This window comes from Klebsiella grimontii, assembly GCF_900200035.1.
Classification (GTDB): Bacteria; Pseudomonadota; Gammaproteobacteria; order Enterobacterales; family Enterobacteriaceae; genus Klebsiella; species Klebsiella grimontii.
Genome location: NZ_FZTC01000020.1, coordinates 164,306 through 178,039 on the forward strand (window position 1 = coordinate 164,306; position 13,734 = coordinate 178,039).

The window sequence follows — 13,734 nt, forward strand, 5'->3', positions numbered from 1 at the left end:
AAATGAGAGACCTGAAAAGGACGGCGTCCGGAGGGCTGCTGGCGATGGCGTCGGTGACGGCCTGCGCCGCGACCTATGATTCACTGCCCGCCCCTGCGGCATCCTACGGCGAAAAGCAGGAGTATGAGCTGTACCTCAGCTTATCGGTCAACGGCAATATCCTTGCCAACGCCGTTCCGGTAAAGGTCAACGCTGGTCACTACTGGGTCGCGGCCAGCGTTCTAAGGCAAGCGCATATTCCTCTGCAAACCCACGATGCGCTGGTGGATGTCACGACGCTCCCCTCGGTTAAGGTGGAATACGACCAGCCGGGGCAAGTGCTTAAGCTTCAGGTTCCGGACCAGTGGCTCCCCGAACAGCGCATCGGGGAGACCATGGGACAACAATACCAGGCCGCGATCGGCAGTCCGGGGATTTTATTTAACTACGACGCTTACAGCCTCTTTTCATCCGGCGGCACGCAAACCACCAGCACCTTCACCGAAACGCGTCTTTTTGGTCCGCCGGGCGTCCTTTCCAATAACGCCGCGATCCGGCAAAACTGGTCTGCAACGGGCTATCAACAGCAGGGCTATATGCGCTACGACACCCTGTGGAAATACAGCGATAGCGAGCAGATGATAAGCTACCAGGCCGGCGACGTGGTCAGTAACGCCCTGACCTGGAGCAGTTCCGTGCGCATGGGGGGGCTACGCATAAGCCGCAACTTCAGCGTTCGCCCGGATCTGGTGACATATCCGCTGCTTAACTTATCCGGCAGCGCGGCGGTCCCTTCAAGCGTCGACCTGTTTATTAACGGTTATAAAACCAGCTCGTCGCAGGTTAATGGCGGCCCCTATACGCTGACCAACGTGCCGTGGATCAGCGGCGCCGGCGAAGCGACGGTAGTGACCACCGACGCCCTTGGCCGCCAGGTCTCCACCAGCGTTCCTTTTTATGTCTCCAATACCCTCCTGCGGGAAGGCCTGAGCGATTTTGATTTCACCCTTGGCGCCCTGCGCAACAACTACGGCATCAAGAATGCCGATTATGGCGCCGGCGCGGTGAGCGCGATTTATCGCTATGGATTAACCCACTGGCTTACGCTCTCGGCGCATACCGAAGACCGTCAGGGATTAACCAATGCCGGGCTAGGCGGCGATATTGGGGTAGGAAATCTGGGTACCCTCAGCCTGTCGGGCAGCGCCAGCCGCGGCGAAGGAGACGGAAACCAGTTCACCTCGGGTTACTCCTACTACGGCAACAGCTGGGGAGTGAACTATCAGCATATCCGCCGCAGCGCCAGCTACGACAACCTCAGCACCTATGGCTCTAGCGCCACGCTCAGCCGCCAGTCAGACCAGGCCACGCTGAGCCTGAGTCCGTGGGGAAGCGCCCTCGGTTCTTTTAGCATTGGCTACTTTGATATCCAGGCAGAGGATCGTTCGCGCACCCGCCTGCTGAACCTCTCCTGGAGCCGTAGCCTGTGGCTTAGCAGCAGCCTCAACCTGAGCGTAAACCGCGATCTGCAAGAAGGTAGTTACTCCAGCATGCTGCAGATCATCATCCCTTTCGATTCGCAAAGCTCTATGCAGTTAAGCGGCCAGCGCGCCAGCTCCGGTCAATGGGGCGAAAATATCAGCCTCAACCGCTCCGCCCCGGCAGAAGGCGGGCTTGGCTGGAACCTCGCCCATTCGGTGGGCGGCGATAATTATAGCCAGGCGGATCTCACCTGGATCAACCGCGTGTCAACGTTGAGCGGAGGCTACTACGGCTCGCGCAACGATCGTCACAGCTGGTTTGAAGCCACGGGATCGGTGGTGCTGATGGATAACAGTCTGTTCTTCGCCCGGCAGATTAACGACGCGTTTATCGTTGTCTCCACCGGTAACTACCCGAATATTGCGGTGAACTATGAAAACCGCAAAGTCGGCGTGACGGATAAAAACGGCCATTTGCTGATCCCATGGGCGACGGCGTGGTATCCGGGAAAAATCACCCTCGATACGCTGCCATTGCCAACGGACACCGAAGCGCTGACGGTGGAGAAGCGCATCGCCGTGCGTGAAGGCAGCGGCGCGCTGGTTGAATTCCCGGTTAACCGCGTGCGTTCGGCAACCATTGTCTTCGTCGATGCTCAGGGACAGCCGCTACCGGTCGGTACGCCCGTCGAGGAAGTGAACAGCAAACAGCGCGGTCTGGTGGGCTACGACGGCGTCGCCTGGTTCTCGCATCTCACGCGCGACAATGAAGTCATAGTCAACGCCGGGGAGTTTCCATGCCGCGTGCGCTTTGCGCTCCCGGAAACAACGCCGGTTCCGCAACGGATAGGTCCGGTTAGCTGTCATCCATAACAGTGGAGATCAAGTTGAAAAGTATCCTCCCGATCTGCGCGCTGCTCTTTCTCCTTGGACTAACAAGCAACGCGCTGGCCGCCTGCAGCATCAAAACCAGCGCGCCGGTTATCGGCCCGGTGGATTCCTTTGCCCTCAACAGCGCGCCTCAGGGCGTGATGGCTGGCGCAGGGTTTTACTGTACCCCGGAACTGGTGGCGCTGAACTCAACCAACACATTAAGCGCCACCCTGTCGTCGGCCAACAAGAGCAACGGCGTTCCGCGTTTGCTTAATGGCGCGGGCGACGCCATCCCTTACAGCGTCTGTTCTGACGCTTCGTGCTCGCCGGCCTATCAGGACGGCGGCGTAATTAGCTGGTCCAGAACAACGCTGCTCGAACTGCTGGGTTTATTTAACTCAAGCGACGGCACCATGCCGCTCTACTTCAGAACCACCCCGGGAGCCAACGTCCCCGCCGGTACCTATAGCGATGTGTTAACCATCACCTGGGTGTACCGGTTCTGCTACGTCGGGCTCGACCTACTGGGCATTAAGATATGTATTCCGAATAACGGCACCCTGACCTCAACGGTCAATGTGTCGGTGAAGGTGACCAATGTTTGCTATATCGACAGCGCGCCGGACGTCGAATTTGCCTCTGCCGCCCTTCCGTCCGGTTTTAGCAACTACAGCGGCCAGCTTGCCATCCGCTGCACGAAAAACGCGGCCTATACCGTCAACCTCGCCAGCACCAACGCCAGCGTCGGCGACTGGCGGCAGATGAGCCAGCCTATCGCGAACCAGGCTACCGCCTGGCTGCAGTATCAGTTTTACCAGCCCAACGGCAGCGCATGGACGGAAAATAACAATCTCAGCGTGACCGGCTCCGGCGCCGCGCAGCCCGCAAACTATATCCTAAAGATAAACCCGACCCAGAGTAACCAGCCTGCCGGAACCTATACCGATACCGTACTGGTGACCGTTAGCTACTAAAACGTTAGCAGACGATTTTTTGTAAAAGAAATGTTTAGGAAATTATTGTTGTGGTATAAGAAAAAAGCCCCGAAAAAAGCGAGTGGGGTTTTGCAAGGGAATCTGCGATTTGTGAAAAATAGATAAAAAGAGACCGAACACGATTCCTGTATTCGGTCCAGGGAAATGGCTCTTGGGAGAGAGCCGTGCGCTAAAAGTTGGCATTAATGCAGGCTAAGTCGCCTTGCCTTATAAGAATAGTTTACCGTGTCAGGTTTTCCAGTCCGTGACAAAAGTGGACGAATAATTCGTATCAAAATTGCTGATGCCAACAAAAAACCGCCACGCCCGATATCGGGGGATGGCGGTTTTTTTCATGTAAATACAGCGGGATGCAGGCAGCGATCAGCAGAGCTTCTGCGCGCGCTCAATAAAGGGCGCCAGGCTCATTTTTTGTCCCGGCTGCTGCGGATCGTCAATCTGGATCACGGAAATCGGCTGCGCGTTAGTTTTACCGTCTTTCATCTGCTGCTCGGCGATGTCGTTTAGCGGGTACTGCACCAGCGTGCTGGGATTGATGGCGAACAGCGCATTGCCCGGACGGCAGGTCAGCATCACCTCTTCACGGTTAAACGCCCAGCTCTCCTTACCCACCTCAAAGCGGCTGACGGTAATCACCTGCGGCGCCGCCAGCGCAGCGCCAGAACTTGCCAATAACAACATTGTCAGAACGATTTTTTTCATGATTTAACCAGTTTATTCAGAAAGGTTCCCAGGTGGCAAACAGGCTGACGGCAAACAGCGCCAGCGCCCCCAGCGCAATCTCTATCTGCGTGGTGCGCACGATGAGCTGCTCCGCTCGCGTTCCGCCTGCCGACATGCGTGGCACCAGAACATACCGGTTCACCAGCGCAATTGCCACCATTGCCGCCACCAGCGCACATTTGAACAACAGCATACGCCCCCAGGGCGAGGCGCTAATCAACCCGCCCTGGATCAGCAGCGCATTTACCGCGCCGCTGGCGATGGCGCCGGCAACCGCCAGATGCCCGTAGCGCGAAAACCGCATCATGGTGCATATGGCGGCCTGCCGCCAGCGGCCGTGCGCCAGGCGAAGGCAGTAGATAAACGGCAGCAGACCGCCAAACCAGCTGGCCACGCAAAACAGATGCAGCGCATGATTGGTCCGCTGCACTATCCCCAGCCAGCCATCGTTCATCGCGGCATGTCCGACGCCCGCCAGCAGCAGCAACTGGGCGCAAAACAGCACCAGCAGTAAACGTCCCGGGCGTCGGGGCTTCAGCCAGACCACCGCCAACGCCACAAAGGCGAGTAAAATTTGCCATACCCACACGCCGCCAAACTGCGTCCCGGCCACCGCCTGCCAGATGGCCGGCTGCCAGACATCAGGCCAGCCGTTACCCATCAGGCCGCCCTGCGCCATCAGCATCAGCAGCGCCGACAGCGCGCTAGCCAACAGTAAATGGCGCATTAGCGGATAAAAGCGCTGCATCATCAGACGGCGCAAGGCCGCTGGCGCCCACCACGCGCCGTAAAGCAGGCAGCCGAAAGCGACCATCAGCGTGATGAAATGGATAAAGCGCAGGCTGACATAGACGGCACTGAGCATCGGCTTACTTCACGGTAAAGGTATATTGTCCTTTCGTCTTATGGCCATCTACGGAGACCACGTGCCAGTCAACGGTATATGCGCCCGGCGTCAACGCCTGCACGACGGGTACCGTGAGCTGGGCCTTATTGTTGTCGCTGCGGACGGGTTTGCCGAGGGGGATCGCTTTCTGCTGCGGCCCGGTGAGGGTGACGCCGCTAAACTGCGTTTCGATGCCTTCGGAGAAGCTCAGGGTCAGCGCCTGCGGTGACGCGTCCACCTCACTACCGGCGGCCGGCAGCGGTTGTTGCAAATGGGCGTGGGCAAATGCGCCTGCGGAGGTCAGGCAACCGGCGAGAAACAGAGACAGACGCAGGGCGCGTCCGGCGATGATTGGCATAGTTGTCATTCCTTTTTGTTATGTATGTAGCACAGAGAATAACCCTGTATAATGGCGCAGTCGAGCTAAGCGTCTGAGACTTGCCTTTTTGCCGCGTGCTTAGTACTTTTTGCGGCATTATCAGAGGAGAAACCGATGGAAAAGAACCTGGCTAAATTATCCCAGGAGGAGATGGACAAAGTGAACGTCGATCTCGCTGCGGCGGGGGTCGCCTTTAAAGAGCGCTACAATATGCCGGTGGTCGCCGATCTTGTCGAAAGAGAGCAGCCCGAACACCTGCGCGGCTGGTTTCGCGAGCGTCTGATTGCCCATCGGCTGGCCTCCGTTTCGCTCTCTCGCCTGCCCTATGAACCGAAACAGAAATAATTCCCGTCCTCTGCGGACATCCGAGTTGGCAAGACCTGCGCATTGCATTACGCTGGTTTCTTTGGCCTGGAGCGAGCCATGCTGCGCGTAATCGATACAGAAACCTGCGGATTGCAGGGAGGCATTGTTGAAATCGCCTCGGTAGATATCATCGACGGACAAATTACCAATCCCATGAGCCACCTGGTTCGCCCCGATCGTCCTATCAGCCCGCAGGCGATGGCGATTCACCGTATCACCGAAGAGATGGTCGCCGATAAGCCGTGGATCGAGGAGATTGTGCCGCTGTATATGGGCAGCCCGTGGTATGTCGCCCATAACGCCAGCTTTGACCGCCGGGTGTTGCCGGAAATGCAGGGCGAGTGGATCTGCACGATGAAGCTGGCGCGCCGCCTGTGGCCAGGCATCAAGTACAGCAATATGGGGCTGTATAAATCGCGCAAGCTCAGCGTCGCGACGCCACCGGGACTGCATCATCACCGGGCGCTTTATGATTGCTATATCACCGCCGCCCTGCTGCTCGATATCATCAACACCTCCGGCTGGACGCCTGAGGAGATGGCGACCATTACCGGCCGCCCGGCGCTGCTCTCCACCTTTACCTTCGGCAAATATCGCGGTAAGCCGGTCTCGGAAGTGGCGGAAAACGATCCTGGCTATTTGCGCTGGCTGTTCAATAACCTGGATCGCATGAGCCCCGAGCTGCGCCTGACGCTGAAGCACTATCTCGGGGAGTAATCGGGGCTATACCTCCGCCTGGCCCGGCAGCGTCCCCTGCGCCAGGCCAATCAGAAACGCGAACTCCAGCGCCACGCCCTCATAGCTTTTAAAACGGCCGGATTTACCGCCGTGGCCGGAATCCATATCGGTACACAACAGCAGCAGGTTATCGTCGGTTTTCAGCGCGCGCAGTTTCGCCACCCATTTTGCCGGCTCCCAGTATTGTACCTGCGAATCATGCAGGCCCGTGGTGACCAGCAGATGCGGATACGTCTGTGCCTGAACGCCGTCGTACGGGCTGTAGCTTTTCATATAGCGATAGTATTCTTCATCCTGGGGATTCCCCCACTCTTCAAACTCGCCGGTGGTCAGCGGGATCGACTCATCGAGCATCGTCGTAAGAACATCCACAAAGGGAACCTGGGCCACCACGCCGTGGAAAAGCTCCGGCCGCTGGTTTACCGCCACGCCCATCAGCATACCGCCGGCGCTGCCGCCCATGCCGTAGCAAAACCGCGGATCGCCGTAGCCCTGCGCCAGCAGCGCATCGCAGACGTCGAGATAATCGTTGAAGGTATTTTTCTTGCACAAAAACTTGCCGTCTTCGTACCACTGCTGGCCCAGCTCGCCGCCGCCGCGAATATGGGCGATAGCGAACACAAAGCCGCGGTCGAGCAGGCTCAGGCGGCTGGCGCTGAAATCCGCGTCCATGCTGGCGCCATAGGAGCCGTAGCCGTACACCAGCAGCGGACTGGCGCCCTTGCGGAAATGTTCATCACGGTAGACCAACGAGACCGGGACTTCAACGCCGTCGCGGGCGATGATCCACAGGTGCTCGCTGCGGTAGTGGCTGGCATCAAATCCTTTGACTTCCTGTTGTTTCAGCACCCGCCGCTCGCCGGTATTCATATCCAGCTCGAACAGCGTATCCGGGGTTGTCATGGAGGAGTAGCCGTAGCGCAGGCGCGAGGTTTCCGGCTCCGGGTTATAGGCAAGCCAGGTCACATAGGCCGGATCGTCAAAGGCAATGCCCTGGGACTCTCTTGTCTTACGGTTGATCTGGCGCAGGCTGGTTAGCCCGCGCTGGCGCTCTTCCACCACCAGCCAATCGGTAAACAGGGTAAAACCTTCCAGCATCACTTCGTGACGCGGCGCGATCAGGGTCTCCCACTGCTGCTCATCGCGCAGAGTGCTGCGATAAAGACCGAAGTTCTTGCCTTCGCGATTGGAGCGCAGATAAAAAGCGTGCTGATAGTGATCGAGGCTATATTCATGATCTTTACGCCGCGGTAGAAAACAGACCGGCTCGGCGTCGGTCATTTCCGCATTGAGCAGCAGCACTTCGCTGGTGGTCGCGCTGGCCAGATAAATCACCACAAACTGCTGGGAAGTCGTCTTGTGCACGCTGACGTAAAAAGTATCGTCCTGCTCTTCATACACCAGAACATCCGCACTGGCCGGCGTCCCCAGACGGTGGCGCCAGACCTGATACGGTAGCAGCGTGGTGGGATGTTTACGCACGTACCATAGGGTCTGCGAATCATTACTCCAGGCAAAATCAGGCGACACGTTCTCCAGCACTTCCGCAAATTGCCGATCGTCGTTTAAGGGAAAGAAGCGCAAGCTATACTGCCGCCGGGAGAGATAGTCTTCCGCCACCGCCATCAGGCTATTGTCGGGCGAAACGCCTAATCCGCCGAGGGTATAGAATTCGCTACCGGCCGCACGCTGGTTGCCGTCAAGCAGGACGTCCCATTCATCCCACTCCTCTTTGACTACCGGCTGGCGTTGATAAATCGCGTGCTCGCAGCCCGGTTCATAGACCTGACGGTAGCGATAGCCATTTTTGCTGTAGGGGGCCGACACTTCGCGCTGTGGAATACGGTCGATAATCTCCTTAAGCACCCTATCCTGCAGGCTACTTTGCGAAGACATCACTTTTTTGCCGTACTCATTTTCCTGGCGCAGATAATCAAGCACTTCCGGCTGCGAGCGATCGTCGTCGCGTAGCCAGTAGTAATTATCGATTCGCGTGTCGCCATGTAAGGTCATGGCATGGGGGATCCGTTTCGCTTTTGGTGGCATCTGCTTATTCTTCTGCGGCTTGTATTGGGTAGTAAAATTTTCAGGCTGCCTCAAAGCAGCCTGAAGGGTAACGTGACTACACAATATATAAGGGTGGCAAAAGTCGCCAGCGATGCAAGCGAAACGTACGGATTTAAGCCGTTATGGCCTGTTTTTGTGCCTGTATGTCCCGTTCGATCTCTTCGCGCACGTCCTGCGGTAGCTTCAGCGCTTCACCGAGGGCATTGAGGTAGCTGCGTTCCATAAAGTGGTCAATATCGATGACCGCGCAGCTAATATAGTAAACTTCAAGCGCCTCTTGCTCGCTGCTGATGCCGTGGGCCAGGCTCTGCGGGTCAAGGGGCTGCGCCAGCGCCCGGTCAATTAACACCCGGCCCTGGACGTCGACGTTTGCCGCGCGCAGCTGCTCTTCAATATTTGCCCGCTCGCGGTCGTCGATATGTCCATCGCTTTTGGCGGCGAAGACCAGCGCCATAATCAGCCGTTCGCTGCGGGCGTCGAGTTCGGCCGGTGCAGGAGATGGCGCCTGTGCGGGCGCGACATCAGCCGATGTCTGCTGCGCGCTGGCGCGCATCTTCTGCTGATATTTATTCCACAACACGCTGCCCGCAACCGCGCCGCCGCCCACCAGCAGCGCGCCGGTGCCGTATTTGGCCAACAGCTTGCGCGATGATTTACTGGCAACCAGCAGACCTGCCAGCCCGCCGAGCGCGCCCGGCAGGAGTAAATTTTTGCCGCTTGGTTGATCGTCAGATGAAGAAGACCGCCCCTGCTGACCCAGCAGAGACTGTAGTTGATTAAGCCAGTTAGCCATACATTTCCTCGTTGCGCGATAAGCGATACCACCAGCCTAAACGACGCGACGTCAGGAAACGTTATCGGCAGCTAAAGATGAGCAAATGTCGCGCCGGGAAGCGCGGGAGCCTGCCGCCAGAAGCGCTGGCGGCAGCAGCGTAACTCAGGCCGCTTTCGCTTTGCGCGGCTTCGCCGGCGCCGGGGCTTCAGATTCGACGACGTCGTCGGTCTTGTCGCCCTCTTCTGCTGCTTCTGCGCGATCGGCTGGCGCCTCGGCGGCGCCGTCGGCTTCCGGCAGCTTACCGGAGCGCAGAATATGGTTGAGGGTATCTTTGCGTTCGGCCAGCCACATCGCCATGCTATCGCGCTGCTCTTCGTCAAGCGTTAGCGGGCATTCAACCAGCCAGTCGTTCAGTACTTCCGCCAGATCGAGCATTTTGTCATAAGCATCGGCCTCTTTTTTGCTGGCAAAAGACATTTTTTCCTCACCTTCACGAATCACTACATATTTAATTTCAACCGCCATGATGCAGCCTCTCAATACTGTATTTTTATACAGTATATCAAATTTTCCCGCCGAACTCAAATGACGCGCATAAAGACATGCGCAAACGTTTTCGTTTATAATGCGGCGCATGTTTTTTTACTGCGGAAGAGAGTTATGACTGTATTAGGTACGGCGCTGCGCCCTGCGGCAACAAAGGTAATGCTGTTGGGTTCCGGCGAACTGGGTAAAGAAGTGGCCATCGAATGCCAGCGCCTGGGAATTGAGACCATCGCCGTCGATCGTTACCCTGACGCCCCGGCCATGCAGGTCGCACACCGTTCGCACGTCATCAATATGCTGCACGGCGAAGCGCTGCAGGCGCTGATTGAACAGGAAAAACCTGACTTTATCGTGCCGGAAATCGAGGCTATCGCCACCGACACCCTGGTCGCGCTGGAGCAGACCGGGCAGAAAGTCGTCCCCACCGCCCGTGCGGCAAAGCTCACCATGAATCGCGAAGGGATCCGTCGCCTGGCCGCTGAAGAGCTGAAGCTGCCCACCTCCGCCTACCGTTTTGCCGACAGCGAACCCGCCTTCCGCGAAGCCGTCGCCGAGATTGGCCTGCCGTGCATCGTCAAGCCGGTAATGAGCTCATCGGGTAAAGGCCAGAGCTTTATTCGTTCCAGCGAGCAGCTGGCTGACGCCTGGCAGTATGCGCAGCAGGGCGGCCGCGCCGGAGCCGGACGCGTTATCGTTGAAGGCGTGGTGAACTTTGATTTCGAGATTACCCTTCTCACCGTCAGCGCCGCGGACGGCGTACACTTCTGCGCGCCGGTCGGTCACCGTCAGGAGGATGGCGACTATCGTGAATCCTGGCAGCCGCAGCAGATGAGCGCGCTGGCGCTGGAACGCGCGCAGGAAATCGCCCGTCAAGTGGTGCTGGCGCTGGGCGGCTACGGCCTGTTCGGCGTCGAACTGTTCGTCTGCGGCGACGAGGTGATTTTTAGCGAAGTCTCGCCGCGCCCGCACGACACCGGTATGGTCACGCTGATTTCGCAGGATTTATCGGAGTTCGCCCTGCACGTTCGCTCCTTCCTCGGGCTGCCGATTGGCGCGATTCGCCAGTACGGCCCGGCGGCCTCTGCGGTGATCCTGCCGCAGCTGACCAGCCAGAACGTCACCTTCAGCAATATTCAGGCCGCGGTCGGCGCGGGGCTGCAGTTACGTTTGTTCGGTAAACCGGAAATCGACGGTTCGCGTCGGCTGGGCGTGACGCTGGCGATCGCCGATAACGTTGAGGAAGCGGTGACGCGCGCCAAAGCGGCGGCTTCGGCAGTCATTGTTGCGGGATAAAAAAAAGCCCGGTCGCGGACCGGGCCTCTGGTGAGCGCGCGAAAATTACTTCGCGCCTTCTACCGCTTCACGAGCCAGTTTGGTGATACGGTCGTAATCACCGGCTTCCAGCGCATCCGCCGGAACCAACCAGGAGCCGCCGATGCACAGCACGCTGTTCAGCGCCAGATAATCACGATAGTTCGCCGGAGAGATGCCGCCAGTCGGGCAGAAGCGAATATGCGCGAACGGGCCGCCAATCGCCTGCAGCGCTTTCACGCCGCCGTTAGCTTCCGCCGGGAAAAATTTGAACTCTTTCAGACCATACTGCATACCCAGCATCAGCTCGGATACGGTGCTGATCCCCGGGATCAGCGGGATGGTGCCTTCGCCGGTCGCCGCTTTCAGCAGGGATTCGGTCAGGCCCGGGCTGATAGCAAACTGCGCGCCCGCTTCGGTCACTTCTTTCAGCTGCTCAACGTTGGTGACGGTACCGGCACCGACAATCGCTTCCGGGACCTCTTTGGCGATCGCGCGGATAGCGTCCATCGCGCACTCGGTACGCAGAGTCACTTCCAGTACGCGTACGCCGCCTGCAACCAGCGCTTTCGCCATTGGCACAGCGTGTTCCAGCTTTTTCACCACGATCACCGGTACAACCGGGCCGGAGGTGAGGATTGCTTCTGCAGTTGTTTTCCAGTTTTTCATCAGATTTTCTCTCGCCAGATCTACAAATCGAATCGTCTTAAAATGTGATGCAGGTTGCGCCCTGTTCTGCTCCGGAGAGTTTCTCACGCAGCGCACCGAACATTTCCCGGCCGGTTCCCACGCGCGAACCGCTCAGGTCAGGAATATGCGGCTGACGCGCGGCCAGCTCGGCGTCATCGACCCGCAGCGTCAGCTCGCCCGTCTGGCCGTTGACGCGAATAATGTCGCCATCGCGTACCTTCGCCAGCAGACCACCATCGTACGCTTCGGGCGTCACGTGGATAGCCGACGGCACTTTGCCTGATGCGCCGGAGAGTCGACCATCGGTCACCAGCGCAATTTTGAAACGGCGGTCCAATAATACACCAAGTGGCGGCATAAGTTTATGTAATTCTGGCATGCCGTTCGCTTTTGGTCCCTGATGACGGACCACAACCACGCAATCTTTGTCGAGCAGTCCCGCCTCAAAGGCGGGCAGCACGTCATGCTGGCTCTCGAAAACCACCGCCGGCGCTTCAATAATCTGGTTCTCAACCGGCACGGCGGAGGTTTTCATCACCGCGCGGCCGAGATTGCCGCTCAGCACTTTAGTGCCGCCGTGGCGAGAGAACGGCTTGTCAAAGGTGGCGATAACCGCTTCATCAAGCGGAGCGGCCGCCCCTTCGCGCCAGTCAAGTTCACCGTTATTAAGCCAGGGCTCCATGGTGTAGCGAGAGAGGCCGAAACCGGCAACGGTATGGACATCTTCATGCAGCAGGCCGCCTTTCAGCAGCTCGCGCACCAGCACCGGCACGCCGCCCGCCGCCTGGAAGTGGTTAATATCCGCCGGGCCGTTCGGGTAGAGGCGCGCCAGCAGCGGCACCACGTCTGAGAGATCGGAGAAATCATCCCAGTTAATGATAATCCCTGCCGCCCGCGCCATCGCCACCAGGTGCATGGTATGGTTGGTGGAGCCGCCGGTTGCCAGCAGCGCGACAATCCCGTTGACCACCACTTTTTCATCAAACATTTTGCCCAGCGGCATCCACTCGTTACCGTTGCCGGTCAGGCGGGTCACCTGACGGGCGGCGGCGGCGGTCAGCGCATCGCGCAGCGGCGCATCCGGATGCACGAATGACGAGCCGGGCAGCTGCATCCCCATAAACTCAACCACCATCTGGTTGGTATTGGCGGTACCGTAGAAGGTACAGGTGCCAGGCGCATGGTAAGACGCGGCCTCGGACTCCAGCAGCGCCATACGATCCACTTTGCCTTCCGCATAGAGCTGACGAATGCGCACTTTTTCTTTATTCGCCAGGCCGCTGGCCATCGGCCCGGAAGGAATAAAGATCGACGGCAGATGGCCGAACGATAGCGCAGCCATCGCCAGGCCGGGGACGATTTTATCGCAGACGCCAAGGTAGAGCGCCCCGTCAAACATATTGTGCGACAGGCCAATCGCGGCGGACATGGCAATCACTTCGCGACTCAGCAGCGATAGCTCCATCCCATCCTGCCCCTGCGTCACGCCATCGCACATCGCCGGAACGCCGCCGGCGACCTGGCCTACCGCGTTGGCGGAGTGCAGCGCTTTGCGGATAATGTCCGGATAGCGCTCATAGGGCTGGTGAGCGGAGAGCATATCGTTGTAGGAGGTAATGATGGCGATGTTATTGCGCAGCATGCTTTTCAGCGAGGCTTTGTCATCCGCCTGGCAGGCGGCAAAGCCGTGGGCCAGGTTACCGCACGCCAGCTGGGCGCGATGAACGGTATCGGTTTTGGCCTGGTTAATCCGGGCGAGGTAGGCTTCGCGGGTATCGCGCGAGCGTTCGATGATGCGATTTGTTACCCGTAACATTTCTGAATTCATAAAGGCTCCTCAAATTTTATCTGTCCGGCCGCAGCGCTTTAACGATACTTTTCGGTGCTTAAGGCACCTGTACTGGGGCTCAGGGGCAAAATATCTG

General features: G+C 58.4%; 13 protein-coding genes. 5 read left to right on the plus strand and 8 right to left on the minus strand.

Annotation, left to right across the window (positions count from 1 at the left end; genetic code table 11):
- Nucleotides 1-2: 2 nt before the first annotated feature.
- Nucleotides 3-2,333 carry a fimbria/pilus outer membrane usher protein gene (locus tag KOSB73_RS19490; RefSeq protein ID WP_098140854.1) on the plus strand — a complete coding sequence of 777 codons (2,331 nt, stop codon included), beginning with the start codon at nt 3-5 and terminating at the stop codon, nt 2,331-2,333.
- 14 nt (nt 2,334-2,347) lie between these two features.
- Entirely contained in the window at nt 2,348-3,307 is a 960-nt protein-coding gene (locus KOSB73_RS19495) for a Csu type fimbrial protein (RefSeq protein WP_049085573.1), read from the plus strand.
- Nucleotides 3,308-3,691: 384 nt separating this feature from the next.
- Here KOSB73_RS19495 and KOSB73_RS19500 read toward each other — a convergent pair whose 3' ends face one another.
- The 3 genes from KOSB73_RS19500 to yobA are packed head-to-tail and all read right to left on the minus strand — an operon-like array spanning nt 3,692 to nt 5,295.
- Nucleotides 3,692-4,030 carry a YebY family protein gene (locus KOSB73_RS19500; RefSeq protein WP_004103344.1) on the minus strand — a complete coding sequence of 113 codons (339 nt, stop codon included), beginning with the start codon at nt 4,028-4,030 and terminating at the stop codon, nt 3,692-3,694.
- 16 nt (nt 4,031-4,046) lie between these two features.
- The gene (gene copD, locus KOSB73_RS19505; RefSeq protein ID WP_004134819.1) at nt 4,047-4,916 is read right to left on the minus strand and encodes a copper homeostasis membrane protein CopD; all 870 of its coding nucleotides are present in this window, start codon (nt 4,914-4,916) and stop codon (nt 4,047-4,049) included.
- Nucleotides 4,917-4,920: 4 nt separating this feature from the next.
- Entirely contained in the window at nt 4,921-5,295 is a 375-nt protein-coding gene (yobA, locus tag KOSB73_RS19510) for a CopC domain-containing protein YobA (RefSeq protein ID WP_049085566.1), read from the minus strand.
- Nucleotides 5,296-5,430: 135 nt separating this feature from the next.
- Between yobA and KOSB73_RS19515 the strand changes: the two genes are divergently transcribed.
- Together KOSB73_RS19515 and exoX are read left to right on the plus strand one after the other, a co-directional pair.
- The gene (locus tag KOSB73_RS19515) at nt 5,431-5,661 is read left to right on the plus strand and encodes a DNA polymerase III subunit theta (protein WP_004103351.1); all 231 of its coding nucleotides are present in this window, start codon (nt 5,431-5,433) and stop codon (nt 5,659-5,661) included.
- A gap of 78 nt (nt 5,662-5,739) precedes the next feature.
- Nucleotides 5,740-6,399, plus strand: coding sequence for an exodeoxyribonuclease X (gene exoX, locus KOSB73_RS19520; protein WP_004134816.1), 660 nt, complete (start codon nt 5,740-5,742; stop codon nt 6,397-6,399).
- A 6-nt stretch (nt 6,400-6,405) separates the two neighbouring features.
- On the opposite strand, the gene ptrB is transcribed toward exoX, so the two are convergent.
- The 3 genes from ptrB to KOSB73_RS19535 form a co-directional block, all read right to left on the minus strand.
- On the minus strand, nt 6,406-8,466 hold the full coding sequence (gene ptrB / locus KOSB73_RS19525; RefSeq protein WP_098140855.1) for an oligopeptidase B: 2,061 nt from the start codon (nt 8,464-8,466) through the stop codon (nt 6,406-6,408).
- Nucleotides 8,467-8,599: 133 nt separating this feature from the next.
- Nucleotides 8,600-9,280 carry a tellurite resistance TerB family protein gene (locus KOSB73_RS19530; RefSeq protein WP_049085564.1) on the minus strand — a complete coding sequence of 227 codons (681 nt, stop codon included), beginning with the start codon at nt 9,278-9,280 and terminating at the stop codon, nt 8,600-8,602.
- Between the two features lie 144 nt (nt 9,281-9,424).
- Entirely contained in the window at nt 9,425-9,787 is a 363-nt protein-coding gene (locus KOSB73_RS19535) for a YebG family protein (protein ID WP_004134813.1), read from the minus strand.
- Between the two features lie 135 nt (nt 9,788-9,922).
- Between KOSB73_RS19535 and purT the strand changes: the two genes are divergently transcribed.
- Entirely contained in the window at nt 9,923-11,101 is a 1,179-nt protein-coding gene (purT, locus tag KOSB73_RS19540) for a formate-dependent phosphoribosylglycinamide formyltransferase (protein ID WP_049085563.1), read from the plus strand.
- Between the two features lie 45 nt (nt 11,102-11,146).
- Here purT and KOSB73_RS19545 read toward each other — a convergent pair whose 3' ends face one another.
- A complete protein-coding gene (locus KOSB73_RS19545) occupies nt 11,147-11,788 on the minus strand; it encodes a bifunctional 4-hydroxy-2-oxoglutarate aldolase/2-dehydro-3-deoxy-phosphogluconate aldolase (protein WP_004103368.1) in 642 nt (213 codons plus the stop codon).
- Between the two features lie 37 nt (nt 11,789-11,825).
- Entirely contained in the window at nt 11,826-13,637 is a 1,812-nt protein-coding gene (gene edd / locus KOSB73_RS19550; RefSeq protein ID WP_049103511.1) for a phosphogluconate dehydratase, read from the minus strand.
- Nucleotides 13,638-13,734 lie beyond the last annotated feature (97 nt).

Bases quoted from the DNA above. Each gene is read 5' to 3' on its own strand.
- KOSB73_RS19490 (WP_098140854.1), top strand. From the start codon at position 3: ATGAGAGACCTGAAAAGGACGGCGTCCGGAGGGCTGCTGGCGATGGCG.
- exoX (WP_004134816.1), top strand. From the start codon at position 5,740: ATGCTGCGCGTAATCGATACAGAAACCTGCGGATTGCAGGGAGGCATT.
- KOSB73_RS19530 (WP_049085564.1), bottom strand. From the start codon at position 9,280: ATGGCTAACTGGCTTAATCAACTACAGTCTCTGCTGGGTCAGCAGGGG.
- yobA (WP_049085566.1), bottom strand. From the start codon at position 5,295: ATGCCAATCATCGCCGGACGCGCCCTGCGTCTGTCTCTGTTTCTCGCC.
- KOSB73_RS19545 (WP_004103368.1), bottom strand. From the start codon at position 11,788: ATGAAAAACTGGAAAACAACTGCAGAAGCAATCCTCACCTCCGGCCCG.
- purT (WP_049085563.1), top strand. From the start codon at position 9,923: ATGACTGTATTAGGTACGGCGCTGCGCCCTGCGGCAACAAAGGTAATG.
- copD (WP_004134819.1), bottom strand. From the start codon at position 4,916: ATGCTCAGTGCCGTCTATGTCAGCCTGCGCTTTATCCATTTCATCACG.
- edd (WP_049103511.1), bottom strand. From the start codon at position 13,637: ATGAATTCAGAAATGTTACGGGTAACAAATCGCATCATCGAACGCTCG.
- ptrB (WP_098140855.1), bottom strand. From the start codon at position 8,466: ATGCCACCAAAAGCGAAACGGATCCCCCATGCCATGACCTTACATGGC.
- KOSB73_RS19535 (WP_004134813.1), bottom strand. From the start codon at position 9,787: ATGGCGGTTGAAATTAAATATGTAGTGATTCGTGAAGGTGAGGAAAAA.
- KOSB73_RS19515 (WP_004103351.1), top strand. From the start codon at position 5,431: ATGGAAAAGAACCTGGCTAAATTATCCCAGGAGGAGATGGACAAAGTG.
- KOSB73_RS19500 (WP_004103344.1), bottom strand. From the start codon at position 4,030: ATGAAAAAAATCGTTCTGACAATGTTGTTATTGGCAAGTTCTGGCGCT.